Consider the following 17,247-nt stretch of genomic DNA (forward strand, 5'->3'; position numbering starts at 1 on the left):
GCGAAAGGTGCTAGTGATGCAAGGCCGGAACCATCCAGGACGCATGCCGTCGTGGCAGGCAGGGGGGACCTCGCTGGCCCTGCTGCTGGTATGCGGCGCGGCCGCCATGCTGCCGGCGCGGCAAGCCCGCGCAGCGATGAATTTTTGTGCAGCGCCCGCGCTGCAGACCAGTGAACGCACCAATGCCGATCCCGGCGTCAAGGCGCTCGTCGGCAACGTGCAAGGACATCTGAACGACCCGCCCCACGCGGTGTCGAAGCTGCACACCGAGGGCACGCTGCCGCACGAAGGCATCTACGATCAAAGCGTCGAGGCGGAGAAGGATCTCGACCTGCTGCGCGACGCCGCGCTCGCCTGGCGCGCCACCAGCGACGACCGTTATCTGAAGCTGGTCGACCGTCTGCTATACGCCTGGGTCACCACCTACGAACCGAGTTTCAATCCGATCGACGAAACCCGGTTCGAGGGCCTGATCCTCGCCTACGACATGACCGCGAGCGCGCTGCCGGTGAAGACCCGCAACGCGGCCATGACGTTCCTGACGAAATTCGGCAACGGCTACATCGCGCAGATCGACGCGCAACCGCGCCCGCTCACCGGCACGTTCCGCAACAACTGGCAGAGTCACCGCATCAAGCTGATTGCCATGGCGGCGTTCACGCTCGACAACCGCAAGATGATCAACGCGGCGCAGCGGCTGTTCGTGGAGCACATTGGCGACAACATCGAGCCCGACGGTTCGACGATCGATTTCAAGGAACGCGATGCGCTGCATTACGTCACCTACGATCTGCAGCCGCTCGTGACCGCCGCGCTGGCCGCGCGCCGCCACAACCGTAACTGGTTGCCGGAGAAAGCCAGCAACGATGCGACGCTGGCCGCCGCGCTCAGCTGGCTGACGCCCTACGCGTTGGGCACGAAGACGCACGAAGAATTCGTGCATTCGGATGTCCCGTTCGACGCCAAACGTCGCGAAGCCGGCTTGCCCGGCTATTCGGGCGAATGGGATCCGAAGAACGCGGCAGAACTGTTTCACCTGGCGGCGCGGCTCGATGGCCGCTATGCGCCGATCGCGCTGCATCTGGCACCCAACCCGCCCGCATGGCTGGCCGTGTGCCTGCCGCTGCCGGCGCGGTAATTCGAATTTTTCTCTTGCAGGAGCAGTAATGGCAGTCAGCGTTTTCGACCTCTTCAAAATCGGCATCGGGCCATCCAGTTCCCATACGGTGGGGCCGATGCGTGCGGCGCTGATGTTCGTCCAGGGGCTCGAACGTGACGCGCTGCTGGCGGCCACGGCTTCGGTGAAGGTCGATCTGTACGGCTCGCTCGGCGCCACCGGCAAAGGCCACGGCACCGATCGCGGCGTCATGCTCGGCCTGATGGGCGACGCGCCGGACACCGTCGATCCGGATACGATCGCGCAGCGCCTGGAAGCGGTGCGCGTCTCGCGCTCGCTGCCGCTGCTGGGCACGCATCCGGTGCCGTTCGTGCAGAAGGACCACATTTCGTTTTACCGTCAGGCGCTCACCGAGCATCCGAACGGCCTGAAACTGCGTGCATTCGATGCACAAGGCGGGACGCTGCGGGAATCGACGTATCTATCGGTGGGCGGCGGCTTTGTCGTCACGGCCGGCGCGCCGAATACCAAGGTGCTGAGCGCCGTCGACCAGTTGCCGCACCCGTTTCGCAGCGGCAACGAACTGCTCGCGCTGTGCCAGGCCACCGGCAAGAGCATCGCGCAACTGATGTGGGACAACGAGCGCGTCTGGCATACCGAAGAGGAAACGCGTACCGGCCTGCTGAAGATCTGGGACGTGATGCAGTCGTGCGTCGCGCGCGGTTGCGGCATCGGCAATCCCGACGCGGACGGCAATCTGCCTGGGCCCTTCCAGGTGAAACGGCGCGCGCCGCAGTTGTATCGCTCGTTGTCCGGCAATCCGGAGCTGGCGCTGCGCGATCCGTTGTCGATGATCGACTGGATCAATCTGTACGCGATTGCCGTCAATGAAGAAAATGCGGCCGGCGGCCGCGTGGTCACGGCGCCGACCAACGGCGCGGCCGGCATCATCCCGGCCGTGCTGCATTACTACACGCGGTTCATGCCGGGTTCGAACCAGCAGGGCGTGATCGACTTCCTGATGACGGCGGCGGCGATCGGCATTCTGTACAAGCTGAATGCGTCGATTTCGGGCGCGGAAGTCGGCTGCCAGGGCGAAGTGGGCGTGGCCTGCTCGATGGCCGCTGGCGCATTGGCCGCAGTGATGGGCGGCACACCCGGACAGGTCGAAAATGCCGCGGAAATCGGCATGGAACATAACCTCGGACTCACCTGCGATCCGGTGGGCGGGATGGTGCAGATTCCGTGCATCGAACGTAACGCGATGGCCTCGGTGAAGGCGGTCAATGCGGCCCGCATGGCGTTGCGGGGCGACGGCAGCCACTATGTTTCGCTGGACTCCGTCATCAAGACGATGCGCGAAACCGGCGCGGATATGAAGACCAAGTACAAGGAAACCTCGCGCGGCGGTCTGGCGGTGAATATCGTCGAGTGTTGAGGTCGCGCGGCGGCGCTACCCATGCGCGTGACACCGGCTGCCGAGTCGGCGTAAGCTGTCGAAGCCCGTCGGCCCGCTCGTGGTCGACCCGCCGACCGACCCGCCTGGAGGCCCCATCGCAATGCCGTTGCAGAACAATCCCGCTTCCGCCACCACCACCGGTGCGCGCCTTGTAGTCGATGCCCTGCTGACGCACGGTGTCGAACGTGTTTTCTGTGTCCCAGGCGAGAGTTTTCTTGCCGTCCTCGACTCGCTGCACGACGAGACCGAGCGCATCCAGACCGTCGTCTGCCGGCATGAAGCCGCAGCGGCGAATATGGCCGAAGCGATCGGCAAGCTGACCGGCCGGCCCGGCGTCGCGCTCGTCACGCGCGGACCGGGCGCGACGCACGCCTCGATTGGCGTGCACACCGCTTTCCAGGATTCGACGCCGATGATCCTGCTGATCGGCCAATGCGCGCGCGAACATCTGGACCGCGAAGCCTTCCAGGAAATCGATTATCGACGCATGTTCGGCCAGATGGCCAAGTGGGTCGCGCAGATTGACGACCCTCGGCGCATTCCGGAGTATCTGAGTCACGCGTTCCATACCGCGACCTCGGGACGGCCGGGTCCGGTCGTGCTGTCGTTGCCGGAAGACGTGTTGAGCGACGCTTGCTCCGTCGTGCCGGGTGCGCCGGCATACCACCGCGTGGCGGCGTCGCCGTCCGCGGCGCAGATGGCGCGGTTGCGTCAATTGCTCGAAGGCGCCCAACGGCCGATGGTTATCGCCGGCGGCAGCGGCTGGACGGCAGAAGCGTGTGCGGACCTGCGGCGTTTCGTCGAGAACTGGCAGTTGCCGATCGGCCTCGCATTCCGCTTCCAGGACACCCTCGATAACGAGCATCCGAATTACGCCGGCGACGTGGGCCTCGGCATCAATCCCGCGTTGGCAAAACGTATCCGCGAGGCGGACCTGCTGCTCGCCTTTGGCCCGCGACTCGGGGAATCGACGACCGGCGGCTACACATTGCTGGACATCCCGAAGACGACGCAGACGCTGGTGCACATACACCAGGGTTCGGAGGAACTGGGACGCGTGTATTCGGCCGACTTGCCGATCGTCTCGGGGATGCCCGAGCTCGCCTCACTGCTCGCGGAACTGCGACCCGCTTCTGCCGAAACACTGCCGTGGGCAGGCAGCGCCGAGGAAGCACACCGCGCCTATCTCGACTGGCGCACACCGCGGCCGATTCCAGGCGACGTGCAGATGGGCGAAGTGATCCAGCAACTACGCGCGCATTTGCCGGAAGACGCCATCGTGACGAACGGCGCGGGCAATTATGCGACGTGGTTGCATCGACATTTCTCGTATCGGCATTTCCGCTCCCAGCTTGCGCCGACCAGCGGCGCGATGGGCTACGGCGTGCCGGCGGCGATCGCGGCGAAGTCGCTCTACCCGCAGCGCACGGTAGTGGCGCTGGCCGGCGACGGCTGCTTCATGATGTCCGCGCAAGAGTTGGCGACGGCGATGCAGTACGACCTGCACGTGATCTTTATCGTGGTGAACAACGGCCACTTCGGCACGATCCGCATGCATCAGGAGCGGCATTATCCGAACCGGGTGCACGGCACCGGCCTCACGAACCCGGACTTCGCGGCGTTCGCGCGATCGTTCGGCGCGCATGGTGAGACGGTGGAACGTACCGACGATTTTCTGCCGGCGCTCCAACGTTCGCTGGCGGCGAAGCGTGCTGCGGTGATCGAAATTCGTATGCCGCAGGAAGCGAGCACGCCGGGCGCGACTCTGGAGCAGATTCGGGAACAGGGGCGCAAGCTGAGGGGTGAGGGGAAGTAGGCTCGCTTCCACGAGGTCTTTCTCGTCCCGGATCACACCGCTTTCAGACAAGTGCTGGACACTTACAGGGGCAGGGGCATCGCCGGCAGACCACCAAGGCAGCAAAGAAATGCCAGAGCCCCAAAAAACAAAAGCCCCACGAGTCAGAAAACTCGCGGGGCAATACAGCCAGGCCAAACAGCAAGCGCTTGAAGAGCAGCTAAAAACAGCCCACTAGCCTCAAGCGCCGCCAGGCAAAAAACCGTTACTTCCCACCCACGCTCTGCAACGTAGTCCACTTCCCATCAACAACCTTATACAGCGTGATCCCACCATTCTTGAGATCACCGTGGTCGTCGTACTCGAGATGAGTCGTCGTCACAGCCGGAATATCCGTCTTGGCGAGCAGCGGCAGATACTTGGCCGGATCCGTGGAGTTAGCCTTTTTCATGGCATCGAACATCGCCATTGCGCCGTCGTAGGCATACGGCGAGTACGTCTGCACATCTTCGTTAAAGCGCTTCTTGTACTTGGCAATATAGTCAGCACCGCCAGGCATCTGATCCAGCGGCAGACCCGCCAGCGAAGCCACCGTGCCATTCGCCGCATCGCCGGCCAGTGACAGGAAGGTCGGCGTGTGCACCATTTCGCCGCCCATCAGCGGAGCCTTGACGCCCAGCGTCTTCATTTGCTTGACCATCGGCGCAGCTTGCGAATCGGCGCCGCCGTAATAGATCAGGTCAGGATTCACCGACTTGAGCTTGGTGAGAATCGACTTGAAGTCGACCGCCTTGTCGTTAGTGAACTCGCGATCGACGATCGTCGCGCCCGATGCCTTGGCGGCTTTCTCGAACTGATCCGCCAGACCCTGGCCATAAGCCGTGCGGTCGTCGACAATCGCAATCTTCTTCATGCCCAGGGTCTTCACCGCGAACGTACCCGCGACCGAACCTTGTTGCGTGTCCGACGTCATCATGCGGAACGTGGTCTTGAAGCCCTGTTGCGTGTATTCCGGCGCCGTCGCCATGGCGATTTCGGGAATGCCCGCATTCGCGTAGATACGCGAAGCCGGAATCGTCGTGCCCGAGTTGAAGTGGCCGAGCATGCCCTTGATGCCGTCGTCCACCAGCTTCTGCGCGACGGTCGTACCGGTGCGCGGGTCAGCCTGGTCGTCCGCCGAGTCCAGCACGAAGTGCACTTGCTTGCCGCCGATCACCGGCTTGCTGGCGTTCATCTCTTCCACTGCCAGCGTGATGCCGTTCTGGAAGTCCTTGCCGTAGTGAGCTTGCGCGCCGGTCATCGGGCCGGCAAAACCCACCTTCACGTCTTCGACCTGCTGTGCGTTTGCCGTCCCCGCCAGCGACATCGCAGCGACGAGCGTCGCGCCTGCCAGCTGTTTCATCTTGTGTTGCATAGCTTCTCCTTGATACCAGATGTGAGTGGAGCGGTTTCCGGCTCCCCGTACCGCTTCCGTTTTATTGAATCGACCGTTAAAGGCTCGCTCAACCGATCGTCATCAAATTCGCATTGCCGCCCGCTGCCGCCGTGTTCACGCTGACCGACCGCTCCGTCAGCAGACGTTCCAGCGCGTAGTCCTCGTCACCGCTTTCCAGCGCGCGCGCCGCCACGCCCTGCACGGAGACGATCGGACCGTTGCGCTTGGCGACTTCCTTCACCAGCGCCAGCAGTTCGTCGCTATCGCCTTCGAACAGCACGGCGTCGAAGGCCGGATCCGCGCCCTTCTTCACGCTCGCATACGGCTTGAGCGCGGCCGGCAGCGCCGACACCAGTTGCTCGCCCGCCGCACCTTCGAACAGCGCGCGATTGCCGGTGGCCAGCGCCGCGGCAAATTGCACGCGCGCGCCGCTTGCCGTCGACGCCACGCACAGCACCGTGCCGCGCGCGCCGAGCGTGTAGGTGTTGCGTTCGCCGGTCGGGCCGGGCAGCACGGCGGTCGCGCCGGCCAGTCCTTGCGACAGATAGCCGTCGCAACGTGCCGCCAGCGACGCCTGGCCCTCGCCGATCAGCCAGTCGCGCAAAATCGTGAGGGCTGCGGACGGATTATCGCCGCGATTATCACCGTTTGCGCCCGCTTGCGGTGCATCCGACACCAGCGCCTGCGCCAGCGTTTTCGGCAGACCGGCCGGACGCGTGGCCAGCAGGCGTTGCAGATACAGCGCGCCGCCGGCCTTCGGACCCGTACCCGACAAGCCTTCGCCGCCGAACGGCTGCACGCCAACGACCGCGCCCACCACATTGCGGTTCACGTAGATGTTGCCGACGTGCGCGCGGCTGATTACGTGCGCAATGGTCTCGTCGATACGCGTATGGATGCCGAGCGTCAGGCCGTAACCGGTTGCGCGGATCTGCTCCAGCAGCTTGTCGAGCGCGCTGCGGCGATAACGCACCACGTGCAGCACCGGGCCGAACACCTCGCGCTTCAGTTCGTCGATGCTGTCGAGTTCGATCAGCGTCGGCGGCACGAAGGTGCCTTGCGCACCGCCTTCCGGCATCGACAGTTGCACGACCTTGCGGCCTTTTTCGCGCATCGCCGCAACGTGTGCGTCGATGCCGCGCTTCGCTTCCACGTCGATCACCGGACCCACGTCGATCGACAGACGATCGGGGTTGCCCACCGCCAGCTCGCGCATCGCGCCGGTCAGCATTTCCAGCGTGCGATCCGCGACGTCGTCCTGCAGACACAGCACGCGCAGCGCGGAGCAGCGTTGACCGGCCGAATCGAACGCCGAGTTCAGCACGTCCGCCACCACCTGTTCGGCGAGCGCCGACGAATCGACGATCATCGCGTTCTGGCCGCCGGTTTCGGCGATCAGCGGAATCGGCTTGCCGTCCGCGTCCAGACGGCTCGAAAGCGTCTTGTTGATCAGGCGCGCCACTTCCGTCGAACCGGTGAACATCACCGCGCGAGTGCGGGCGTCGGCGACCAGCGCCGCGCCGACCGTTTCGCCGTCGCCCGGCAGCAGTTGCACCGCGCCCGCCGGCACGCCGGCTTCGCGCAGGATCCGCACGGCTTGCGCCGCGATCAGCGGCGTCTGTTCGGCCGGCTTCGCCAGCACCGTGTTGCCGGCCGCGAGTGCTGCCGCGACCTGGCCCATGAAAATCGCCAGCGGGAAATTCCACGGGCTGATACAGACGACCGGGCCGAGCGGGCGATGCGTGTCGTTGGAAAACTCAGTGCGGATCTGCGCCGAGTAGTAACGCAGGAAGTCGATCGCCTCGCGGATTTCCGCCACTGCGTTCGGCAACGATTTGCCCGCTTCGCGCACCACGAGGCCCATCAGCGTATGCATCTGCGCTTCGAGCAGGTCGGCCGCGCGCGCGAGGCAATCGGCGCGGGCTTCGACCGGCGTCGCCTGCCAGATCGGCGCGGCGGCCACGGCATGCGACAGCGCCGCGCTCACATGTTCCGCCGTGGCTTCGACAACCGTGCCGACGAGGTCCCGGTGATCGGCCGGATTGCGCACGTCACGCGAGGCGCCGACGGCGATCTCGTTGTCTTCGAGCATCGGCGCCGCACGCCACGGATGATGCGCGCTCGCCAGCAGCGCCGAAGATAAGGACGCCAGACGATGTTCGTTCGACAGATCCAGCCCCATCGAATTGACGCGCTCCGCCCCATACAGATTGCGCGGAAGCGGAATCTTCGCGTGCGGCGCGCCGAGCGGCACCAGCTTCGACGCTTCCTCGACCGGATCGGCCACCAGATCCTTGATGGCGACGTTTTCGTCCGCGATACGGTTCACGAACGACGTGTTCGCGCCGTTTTCCAGCAGACGCCGCACCAGATACGCCAGCAGCGTTTCGTGCGTGCCGACCGGCGCGTACACGCGGCACGGCCGGTTCAGCTTTCCAGCCGACAGCGGGCCGGTGACTTCTTCGTACAGCGGCTCGCCCATGCCATGCAGGCACTGGAACTCGTACTGGCCGGGATAATAGTTCTGCCCCGCGAGGTGATAGATAGCCGAAAGCGTGTGCGCGTTGTGCGTGGCGAATTGCGGATAGACGGCATCCGGCGCGCCCAGCAACTTTTTCGCGCAGGCGAGGTACGAGACGTCGGTGTAGATCTTGCGCGTATAGACCGGATAGCCTTCGAGGCCGTCCACCTGGGCGCGCTTGATTTCGCTGTCCCAGTAGGCGCCCTTCACGAGGCGCACCATGATGCGGTGACGGCTGCGGCGCGCCAGATCGACGATGTAGTCGATCACGAACGGGCAGCGCTTTTGATACGCCTGCACCACGAAACCGATGCCGTTCCAGCCCGCCAGTTCCTGATCGAAGCACAACGCCTCGAGCAGATCCAGCGAGATTTCGAGTCGGTCGGCCTCTTCCGCGTCGATGTTCAGGCCAATGTCGTAGCGGCGCGCGAGGATCGCGAGCGAACGCACGCGCGGCAGCAATTCGCTCATCGTGCGTTCCTGCTGCGAACGCGAATAGCGCGGGTGCAGCGCCGAGAGCTTGATCGAAATGCCCGGCCCTTCGTAGATGCCACGCCCGCCGGCCGCCTTGCCGATCGCGTGGATCGCCTGCTCGTAGGAGGCGTAGTAGCGCTGCGCGTCGGCTTCGGTGGTGGCCGCTTCGCCGAGCATGTCGTAGGAATAGCGGAAGCCGCGCGCTTCAAACTTGCGGCTGTTGGCGAGCGCCTCGGAGATGTTCTCGCCAGTGACGAACTGCTCGCCCATCAGGCGCATCGCCATATCGACGCCCTTCCTGATGAGCGGCTCGCCGCCCTTGCCGATCAGCCGCGTCAGCGCCGACGACAGACCCGTTTCGCTATTGGTGGTCACTAGCTTGCCGGTGATCATCAGGCCCCACGTGGCGGCGTTGACGAACAGCGACGGCGCCTGGCCGACGTGCGATTTCCAGTCGCCCTTGCTGATCTTGTCGCGGATCAGCGCGTCGCGCGTGGCGCGATCGGGAATCCGCAGCAGTGCTTCGGCGAGGCACATCAGCGCTACGCCTTCCTGGCTCGACAACGCAAACTCGTGGATCAAGCCTTCGACACCGCCGCCCTTGCTCTTGCCGCGCAGCGTTTCGACCAGCCGGCTCGCGAGCGTCTGGACGTCATTGGCGAGATTGGCCGGCAGACGCGCCTGGCCGAGCAGAAACGGCAGGCATTCCGGCTCGGGACGGCGGTAGGCCGCGGTGATCGCCGCACGCAACACCGATTGCGGTTGCACGTTCTGCGCGAAATCCAGAAACGGGTGCGCGGCGCCGTCCTCTTCGGATTCGACGCTCGCGCCGTCGGCCAGATCGGCCGAGCCGTGCGCGCCGGACAATTCCGCCGGCAACTGACCATGCTCGATCCGTTCCAGATACGCGAAGATCGCCTGCTTGATCAGCCAGTGCGGCGTGCGTTCGAGACGGGTGGCGGCATCTTTCAGCCGGGAACGCAGGAGGTCGTCTACCTTGACGCCAAGGGTGGTGCTAGCCATGTTTCCTTCTTCATATGCCAGCCAACCCGCGCCGGCCAAAGACTAAAAGTTGGCCGAATCCTACGCTTCCCAATAAAAAGGTGCAACCACCCTCACTGTACGGTTGCACCGCCGTCGAAGCCTTGTCAGATCGGGGTTTCCGGCCGGCCGCGGCGCGCCGGGGCGGATGCGTGTCGCATCAGTACTTTCCCTGGCGAATTTCTTTTTTGGACACCCTTATCAGAACCCAAAGCGCGCCGTTATATAGAGCATGGATGCGCAAAAGCGCACGTTACGGGGCTGACGAGGTGTCGAAATGGAAAAGTGGCTGGTAGCAGCAGGAATCTGGACGATGTGCGGGATGTGCGCCGTGCTGTTCATCCGCGGCGCGACGCGCCAGGTTGCACGCACAAACGCCGATGAACAGCGGGCGCCGGGCGGTGCGCAAGGCGTCGCCGTCAGGGACTAGGCGGCGCGCCCGTTAAAAGGCACACGGTGTCACCAGGCGCCATCGCGGCGATCAGGTGGCGTCACGCCCGTTAAACGCGTGCCGCGAACTGGCTGCAGGCGTCATCCGGTGAGACGAGCTGGTCGTGCAGGCGGCACAGGCGGCTTGCCGCCACGCTTGAGCCGAACCCTGAACTGAATACCACGAGGCCCGGGATGCTCTGCTCAAGCGTTTGTCGATCATCGGCGCGGTACCGGCAACCGGCGCAACTGGGCCGGCACGCGCGCAGCGCCTGCTTCGGCACGTCGGCGCGCTCCGCCGGGACTGTCACGATCCCTGCCCCAAGCTATTCCAATACGACGCGAACACGTGCGCGGACAGCGCGTAGCCGATGGCGATATTGACGACCACGCCGGCCGTGAAGGCGAGGAACGGTTTCACGCCGGTAGCGCTCAGCAGACGCAAACGCGTCGTCAAGCCGATGCTCAGAAAACAGAAGATGAATGCCCACGTGCGCAGCGCGGTGATCGGCGCGACGAATTCCGGCGTCACCACCTTGCGGTAATCCGTCAGCGAATAGTGGCTCGCGATCCACGTCACGAGTGCCGAGGCAATCACAAAGCCGATCACGAATTTCGGAAAGCGTCCCCAGATCTCGCCGGCATTGGCTTTCGTCCTGATGCCGCTCTCCTGACTCTCCCAGCGGGTCGACGCAACGAACGCCAGCACGAACGCCCAGATGCCGATCCAGATGTCGCGGCCGACCACCTTCATCAGCGTAAAGGCTTGCACCGAGGCTTCCGGCGCACCGGCAATCGCGCCGCCCGCCTGTTTGGCCAGGTCGCCATAGGCCTGAGCAGCGGCAATGCCGGCCGCATCGGCGAATTCCGAGGTGCCGATCCACGCGCCGCCGACCGCCGTCGAAAGCCCCAGCGAGCGCGACGCAAACGGCAACACGAAGATCATCACGATAGCCCACAGGATCACCAGCGTGATCGCCACCGAAGCCTGCTCACGTTTGGCGCGCACGGCGCCCGCAATGGCAATGGCCGCCGAGACGCCGCACACCGCGCCGCCCACGCCCAGCACCGCGGCAAAGCGGCGGTCGAGACCGAACGCCTTGGCGGCAAAGAAGATCACGAAGAACGTCACCAGCGAAACGATGCTGGCCTGCGCGACCGCCACCGGGCCGGCCCACACGAGCAAGGTGAGCGGCAGCGTGGCGCCGAGCAGCACAATCCCCACCTTGATATAAAACTCGACCCGCAAGCCCGCCGAGAACCACTCCGGCAAGCCGAACACATTGGAGATCACCAGACCCAGCACGAGTGCAACCAGCGGCGGCTCCAGGTTGTACTTCGACGCATTGGCCCACGCGCCCAGCGTGAAGATCAGAATCGACGCGACGAACAGGATCAGGAACGACGGCAGAAAATGCGCGAGCCGCTGTTTGAGGGCGGCCAGACTGACGCCGAACAGCACGGCAAACACCACGAACAGCGCGGCATAGTTCGGCACGTGTCTGAGCAGATCCTGAGCGGCCGCCGCCGGATCGGTCCACTTGAGCGGCGCGACCGCCAGCCATTTGATGCTGTTGCCCGAGGCGAACAGCGCCCACGCCACGACGATCACCAGCAGGCCGATCCAGACAGCCCACCAGTCTTCCGTGGCGAACAGGCCGCCGCCGCGCTGGGTGGCGGTGTCGCGGTTGGGATCGGATTTGGCCGGTGCTGCGCCCGCCGGCAGGCTGTGATTGGTATCGCTCATCGCAAAGCCCCGAGAGTTGAGGTGCGTCGGCGCGGGTGAAGTTGGGATTGTTGTTGAAACTGCGCCGATTTGGCGAAATATAGATGACCGGCTTTCAGAACTGAAACGACCTTTCGCTCTATGAATATGACTGAAAGGGATTTGCACGCCGGTCGGCTCGCACCGGCAGCAACACCGGCCGTTTGCCGGGCGTTAAATGTCGAGCGGATCGACTTCCAGATTCCAGCGCAACACGCCCTTCAAGGTCCGCAAGACCGGTTGCCAGGCCCGCAGCGTGGCTTGCAGTGCGCTACGCGAGGCGCTTTCGATCAGCAGTTGCGCCCGATGCACATGCATCACCTTGACGATGGTGAGCGGCACGGCGTCGTAGACAGTGACCCGCTCGGCGGACGGCATCTCCGCGAGCGCCGCCGCGGCCTGTTGCAGAAAGGCGAGCGCTGCATCGAGGGTGCGCCCTTCGGCACGCAGCAAAGCCTGATAGACGAAGGGCGGCAGATGGGCGTCGCGCCGCTCGGCGAGGGTCGAATTGGCGAAGCCCACGTAGTCGTGCCGTCCCAACGCGTGATACAGCGCGTGCCGTGGATAGCGCGTCTGCACCAGCACCTCGCCGGGCAGCCCGGCGCGGCCGGCGCGGCCGCTCACCTGCATCAGCTGCGCGAACAGGCGCTCGCTCGCGCGGAAGTCGTGCGAGAACAGCGCCGTGTCAGCATTGAGCACGCCCACCAGCGAGACGCGCTGAAAGTCGTGGCCCTTGGCGATCATCTGCGTGCCCACGAGGATGTCGACGTCGCCTGCGTGCACGTCGGAGAACAACGCCTGCGCGCTGCCTTTGCGCCGTGTGCTGTCGGCGTCGATGCGCAGCACGCGCGCGCCCGGCACGGCGGTGGCCAGCGTCTCTTCGACGCGCTGCGTGCCGCGCCCGAGCGGCGCGATATCCACGTTGCCGCAATCGGGACATGAACGCGGAATGCGCGCCTCCCAACCGCAGTGATGGCAACGCAGGGCGCGCTCCGGCTTATGCAGCACGACATAGGCGCTGCAACGCGGGCAGCCGGCCACCCAGCCGCATGCGTCGCAGGCGAGTTGCGGCGCGTAGCCACGCCGGTTGAGAAACACGAGGCTTTGCTCGCCCTTCTCCAGCCGTGTCTTCAGCGCCGCGATCAGCGGCCCTGATAGGCCGTCCACGGAAGCGCGGCCGCGGCGGCGCTCCTCTTCCAGATCGATCAGCCTGACGGTGGGCAACACCGCCTCGGCGACCGCGCGGCGCGACAGCGTGAGCCGCGTGTAGCGCCCCTGGTCGGCCTGCCACCAGCTCTCCAGCGAAGGCGTCGCGGAGCCGAGCACCACCGGCAGGCCCAGTTGCTTGGCGCGCCAGATGGCGAGATCGCGCGCCGAGTAACGCAAGCCCTCCTGCTGCTTGTAGGCGGGGTCGTGCTCCTCGTCGACCACGATGATGGCGAGCTTCGGCAGCGACGCCAGCACCGCGAGCCGCGTACCGAGCACGATCCGCGCGCGGCCGCTGTGCGCCGCGAACCAGTTGCGCGCCCGTTCGCCTTCCGCGAGACCGCTGTGCAAGGTGACGATCGAGGTGGCGTCGAGCGCCGCGAAACGCGCGCGGAACGCGGCCTCGAATTGCGGCGTGAGATTGATTTCCGGGACCAGCACGAGCGCCTGGGCATCCGGCCGCGTCGCGAGGATAGCGGCGAGCGCGCGCAGATAGACCTCGGTCTTGCCACTGCCGGTCACGCCGTGCAGCAGGAAGGGCGCGAAGCCGTCGGCGTCGCGGATCGACTCGACGGCGGCGGCCTGCTCGTCGGTGAGAGTCGGCAAGATGGGCGCGGCGGGGCGCGGCGGGGTGGTGTTATCCGCATGGTCTGCGTGGTCCGCAAGGCTTGCCGGTGCGACGCCGAGTGCGGCCGCTTCGGTCACTTCCCGCGTCACCCAGCCCTCGGCCTGCCACGCGTCGAGCGTCGCGGCGGCTTTCGGATGGATCACGCGGGCGTCGGCCACCAGCAATGCTTCCGCCTCGATCAGCGCCGCGGCCAGGCGCCGCAGCGCGCTGGCGCGCGCCGGCAACGCGTCGGGCAACGCCGCCCCGCCGGCCGGCAGCAGGCGGTAGCACTCCTGGGGCGCCAGCAGACGCGCCCAGCGCGACGTGTCGCGCAATGCCTGCGGCAAGGCCGGCAGTGCGACTTCGCCCAGCCCGCGCTGATAATAGTCCGCGGCGAAGGCGGCGAGCGCCAGCCACTCGGCTGACAACGGCGGGCAAGCCTCGCAGATACTGTCCACGGCCCGCAGCTTATCTGCCGGCACGTCGCTGTGAGTGGTCACTTCGCACACGAGCCCTACCACCTGACGTCTGCCGAACGGCACGCCCACGAGCGTGCCGGGCCGAGGCGGCACGGCGGCGTCGCAGCGATAGTCGAACAGGGTCGGCAGCGGATGATCGAGCGCGACGCGGACGAAAACGTGGTTCAAGTTGGAGTAGTAATGGCGATCGGGACCGGCAGCGGCAGCACGGCGATGAGCGGGATCCGCCGTGAAGCGGCGGCGCATCTGACGAAGTTAAAGTAAAACTTCACTTTCCGCGCTAAGTTTTGGATTCCACTGAACAATTGCTATTTACCCGCGTGCCCTGTGGATAACTTTGTTGAGAACTCCGCCCGGAAGGCCGGAAAACCGCGCCGTAGCGGCCTTGTGTGGGTTTCCGCACATTTCCTTGCGGTCCGTGCAAACCCTTGCCAGTCAAGGACTTGATCAAATGTGCACGCAACTTGCAAGGGCAATGCTGCGACGAAAGGCTCTACCGCGCCGCAGCGTGATAAGTGTGCATAAGTCAAGTCTTGACAACGGCAGAAGCGCCATCTGACGGCCCCATTAACACTATTTTTACCTTAGCCCGAGAGCCCAGCTCGCCGCAGCGCAACAAATTTGTCACGTTCCGAGCGTGGTTCCGCCTGCTGCGGCAGCGCGAATGGCGCGGCTGTGGCGATGCACTTCGTCCACCAGTTCGGCGACGTGTTCCGGCGGTGTGAACTGCGAGATGCCATGGCCCAGGTTGAAGACGTGGCCCGGATGATTGCCGAAGCTGTCGAGCACCGCGCGCGCTTCGATGCGAATCGCCGAGGGCGGCGCGAACAACACCGACGGGTCGATATTGCCCTGTAGCGCCACCTGGCCACCCACCCGCTCGCGCGCTTTGGCAAGATTCACGGTCCAGTCGAGGCCCACCGCGTCCACGCCGATGGCCGCGATTTCCTCCAGCCACAAACCGCCGCCCTTCGTAAAGGTGATCACCGGCACCTTTTCGCCGTCGTGCGTGCGCTTGAGCTGCTTCACGACCTGCTCGATGTAGTGCAGCGAAAAGCGCTGGAACACGCCGTCGGCGAGTGCGCCACCCCAACTGTCGAAGATCATCACGGCTTGCGCGCCGGCTTCGATCTGTGCGTTGAGATAGGCGGCCACGCTTTGCGCGTTCACCTCGAGAATGCGGTGCATCAGATCCGGGCGGGCGTACAGCATGGACTTGACCGTGCGGTAATCCGACGAGCCGGCGCCTTCGACCATGTAGCAGGCCAGCGTCCACGGACTGCCCGAAAACCCGATCAGCGGCACGCGCTGACGACCTTGCCCGTCGGTCAATGCTTTGCGGATTTCGCTCACCGCGTCCGTGACGTAGCGCAGCGTGGCGTCGATGTCGGGCACGGCGAGCCGCGCGACGTCCGCTTCGGTGCGTACCGGGTGGGCGAACTTCGGTCCCTCGCCGGCCACGAACTCCAGCCCGAGACCCATGGCGTCGGGCACCGTGAGGATGTCGGAGAACAGAATGGCGGCGTCGAGCGGGTAGCGGTCGAGCGGTTGCAGCGTGACTTCAGTCGCGTAGGCCGGACTCTTCGCCAGGCCCAGGAAGCTGCCGGCGCGGCTGCGCGTTGCGTTGTATTCAGGCAGATAGCGGCCCGCCTGACGCATCAGCCAGATCGGCGTGTAGTCGGTCGGCTGGCGCAACAGGGCGCGCAGAAAGGTGTCGTTGAGAAGGTTATGGGCCACGTTGCTTACGACCGAAGGCAAAGGGGCATTTTACCGGACCTCGCGTGTCCGATTCCTGCATCTTCGCTGATCCAGATGATAACGACGCGCCCAAGGCCCTCGCAAACGGCCATTCGGCCAATGTTCAGGCGCGCGGCGCCGGGCTATGATCGGCGGCCTGACCGGTAACCACGGCGTTCGAGGAGAGCAAATGATCAAGGCGGTATCGATTCTGGCCGGCGCGCTGCTGATTGCTGCAGCCGGCATGGTAAACGCGCAAACCGTAGCGGCGCCGTCGACGGCGGGCGGCGCCATGACATCCGCCACGCCCGCTTCGCGGCTCGACGAAATTCTGGCGCGCGGCGTCCTGCGCGCCTGCACGACCGGCGACTACAAGCCGTACTCGTTCGACAAGGGCGACGGCCAGTTCGAGGGTATCGACATCGACATGACCGAGTCGCTCGCGCGCTCGCTTGGCGTCAAGGTCGAATATGTGAAGACGTCGTGGTCGAACCTGCTGAACGACTTCGTGGCGAAATGCGACGTCGCCGTGGGCGGCGTGTCACCGTCGCTGGAACGGCAGAAGCGCGCGTTTTTCACGCAACCTTATGCGGTGGACGGCAAAACCCCTATCGTGCGCTGCGACGAGGTGAACAAATACCAGACCGTGGCCGATATCGACCGGCCTGCTACTCGCGTCATCGTCAATCCGGGCGGCACGAACGAACGCTTCGCCAGACAGTATTTGCCGCACGCCACGCTGACCGTGTATCCGGATAACGTCGCCATCTTCAAACAGATCCTCACCGGCAAAGCGGACGTGATGGTGACGGACGCCTCGGAGACGCTGTTGCAGCAGAAGCTCAATCCCGGCCTATGCTCGGTGCATCCCGACAAGCCGTTCCAGTACGGGGAAAAGGCGTGGCTGCTGCCGCGCGGCGATGTGGTGTTTCAACAATACGTGGATCAATGGTTGCATCTGGCGCAAGCCACAGGCGAGTATCGGGCGATCTCCGACAAGTGGTTGAAGTAATGAAATGAAAGCTGCGACGCGGCGCGCGACCGATCCGCAAAACTGTGTAACTGCGGGTCCGCCGGAAGTCGACACAGAATAGCTGCGGCAGCGCTTCCGCCTGCCCGACGATCCAGGCTGATAACGCGGTCAGGAATCGAAGACGCTCGGCAGTTTCGCAGACCCATCCG

10 protein-coding genes are annotated in these 17,247 nt (G+C 64.9%); 5 read left to right on the forward strand and 5 right to left on the reverse strand.

Annotated features, from left to right (window positions below; all coding sequences use genetic code 11):
- Positions 1-43 precede the first annotated feature (43 nt).
- The 3 genes from FQ755_RS22925 to FQ755_RS22935 all read left to right on the forward strand — a co-directional run bounded on the left by FQ755_RS22925 (position 44) and on the right by FQ755_RS22935 (position 4,392).
- Positions 44-1,138: an alginate lyase family protein gene (locus FQ755_RS22925; protein ID WP_409937537.1), complete on the forward strand. Its 1,095-nt coding sequence runs from the start codon at positions 44-46 to the stop codon at positions 1,136-1,138.
- Positions 1,139-1,166: 28 nt separating this feature from the next.
- Complete coding sequence (locus FQ755_RS22930; protein ID WP_144157310.1) at positions 1,167-2,555, forward strand: L-serine ammonia-lyase; 1,389 nt, start codon at positions 1,167-1,169, stop codon at positions 2,553-2,555.
- A gap of 121 nt (positions 2,556-2,676) precedes the next feature.
- Positions 2,677-4,392 (forward strand): thiamine pyrophosphate-binding protein, encoded by a 1,716-nt coding sequence (locus FQ755_RS22935; protein WP_144157311.1) that lies wholly within the window; start codon positions 2,677-2,679, stop codon positions 4,390-4,392.
- A 244-nt stretch (positions 4,393-4,636) separates the two neighbouring features.
- Here FQ755_RS22935 and FQ755_RS22940 read toward each other — a convergent pair whose 3' ends face one another.
- Together FQ755_RS22940 and putA are read right to left on the reverse strand one after the other, a co-directional pair.
- A complete protein-coding gene (locus FQ755_RS22940; RefSeq protein WP_144157312.1) occupies positions 4,637-5,785 on the reverse strand; it encodes a branched-chain amino acid ABC transporter substrate-binding protein in 1,149 nt (382 codons plus the stop codon).
- Between the two features lie 88 nt (positions 5,786-5,873).
- Positions 5,874-9,824, reverse strand: coding sequence for a trifunctional transcriptional regulator/proline dehydrogenase/L-glutamate gamma-semialdehyde dehydrogenase (gene putA / locus FQ755_RS22945; protein ID WP_144157313.1), 3,951 nt, complete (start codon positions 9,822-9,824; stop codon positions 5,874-5,876).
- Positions 9,825-10,119: 295 nt separating this feature from the next.
- On the opposite strand from putA, the gene FQ755_RS37570 reads away from it, so the two are divergent.
- Positions 10,120-10,272 (forward strand): hypothetical protein, encoded by a 153-nt coding sequence (locus FQ755_RS37570; RefSeq protein ID WP_186308630.1) that lies wholly within the window; start codon positions 10,120-10,122, stop codon positions 10,270-10,272.
- A 306-nt stretch (positions 10,273-10,578) separates the two neighbouring features.
- Here FQ755_RS37570 and FQ755_RS22955 read toward each other — a convergent pair whose 3' ends face one another.
- The 3 genes from FQ755_RS22955 to hemE all read right to left on the reverse strand — a co-directional run bounded on the left by FQ755_RS22955 (position 10,579) and on the right by hemE (position 16,065).
- Positions 10,579-12,018: a YeiH family protein gene (locus FQ755_RS22955; RefSeq protein ID WP_144157314.1), complete on the reverse strand. Its 1,440-nt coding sequence runs from the start codon at positions 12,016-12,018 to the stop codon at positions 10,579-10,581.
- A 192-nt stretch (positions 12,019-12,210) separates the two neighbouring features.
- The gene (locus FQ755_RS22960; RefSeq protein WP_260858806.1) at positions 12,211-14,496 is read right to left on the reverse strand and encodes a primosomal protein N'; all 2,286 of its coding nucleotides are present in this window, start codon (positions 14,494-14,496) and stop codon (positions 12,211-12,213) included.
- Positions 14,497-14,952: 456 nt separating this feature from the next.
- Complete coding sequence (hemE, locus tag FQ755_RS22965) at positions 14,953-16,065, reverse strand: uroporphyrinogen decarboxylase (RefSeq protein WP_144157316.1); 1,113 nt, start codon at positions 16,063-16,065, stop codon at positions 14,953-14,955.
- 190 nt (positions 16,066-16,255) lie between these two features.
- On the opposite strand from hemE, the gene FQ755_RS22970 reads away from it, so the two are divergent.
- On the forward strand, positions 16,256-17,077 hold the full coding sequence (locus tag FQ755_RS22970; protein WP_144157317.1) for a transporter substrate-binding domain-containing protein: 822 nt from the start codon (positions 16,256-16,258) through the stop codon (positions 17,075-17,077).
- Positions 17,078-17,247: the final 170 nt, after the last annotated feature.

Source organism: Paraburkholderia sp. BCC1885, assembly GCF_900996235.1.
Classification (GTDB): domain Bacteria; phylum Pseudomonadota; class Gammaproteobacteria; order Burkholderiales; family Burkholderiaceae; genus Paraburkholderia.

Excerpts from the sequence above, each read along its gene's own strand:
- FQ755_RS22925 (WP_409937537.1), top strand. The coding sequence starts at position 44 with ATGCCGTCGTGGCAGGCAGGGGGGACCTCGCTGGCCCTGCTGCTGGTA.
- FQ755_RS22930 (WP_144157310.1), top strand. The coding sequence starts at position 1,167 with ATGGCAGTCAGCGTTTTCGACCTCTTCAAAATCGGCATCGGGCCATCC.
- FQ755_RS22935 (WP_144157311.1), top strand. The coding sequence starts at position 2,677 with ATGCCGTTGCAGAACAATCCCGCTTCCGCCACCACCACCGGTGCGCGC.
- FQ755_RS22940 (WP_144157312.1), bottom strand. The coding sequence starts at position 5,785 with ATGCAACACAAGATGAAACAGCTGGCAGGCGCGACGCTCGTCGCTGCG.
- putA (WP_144157313.1), bottom strand. The coding sequence starts at position 9,824 with ATGGCTAGCACCACCCTTGGCGTCAAGGTAGACGACCTCCTGCGTTCC.
- FQ755_RS37570 (WP_186308630.1), top strand. The coding sequence starts at position 10,120 with ATGGAAAAGTGGCTGGTAGCAGCAGGAATCTGGACGATGTGCGGGATG.
- FQ755_RS22955 (WP_144157314.1), bottom strand. The coding sequence starts at position 12,018 with ATGAGCGATACCAATCACAGCCTGCCGGCGGGCGCAGCACCGGCCAAA.
- FQ755_RS22970 (WP_144157317.1), top strand. The coding sequence starts at position 16,256 with ATGATCAAGGCGGTATCGATTCTGGCCGGCGCGCTGCTGATTGCTGCA.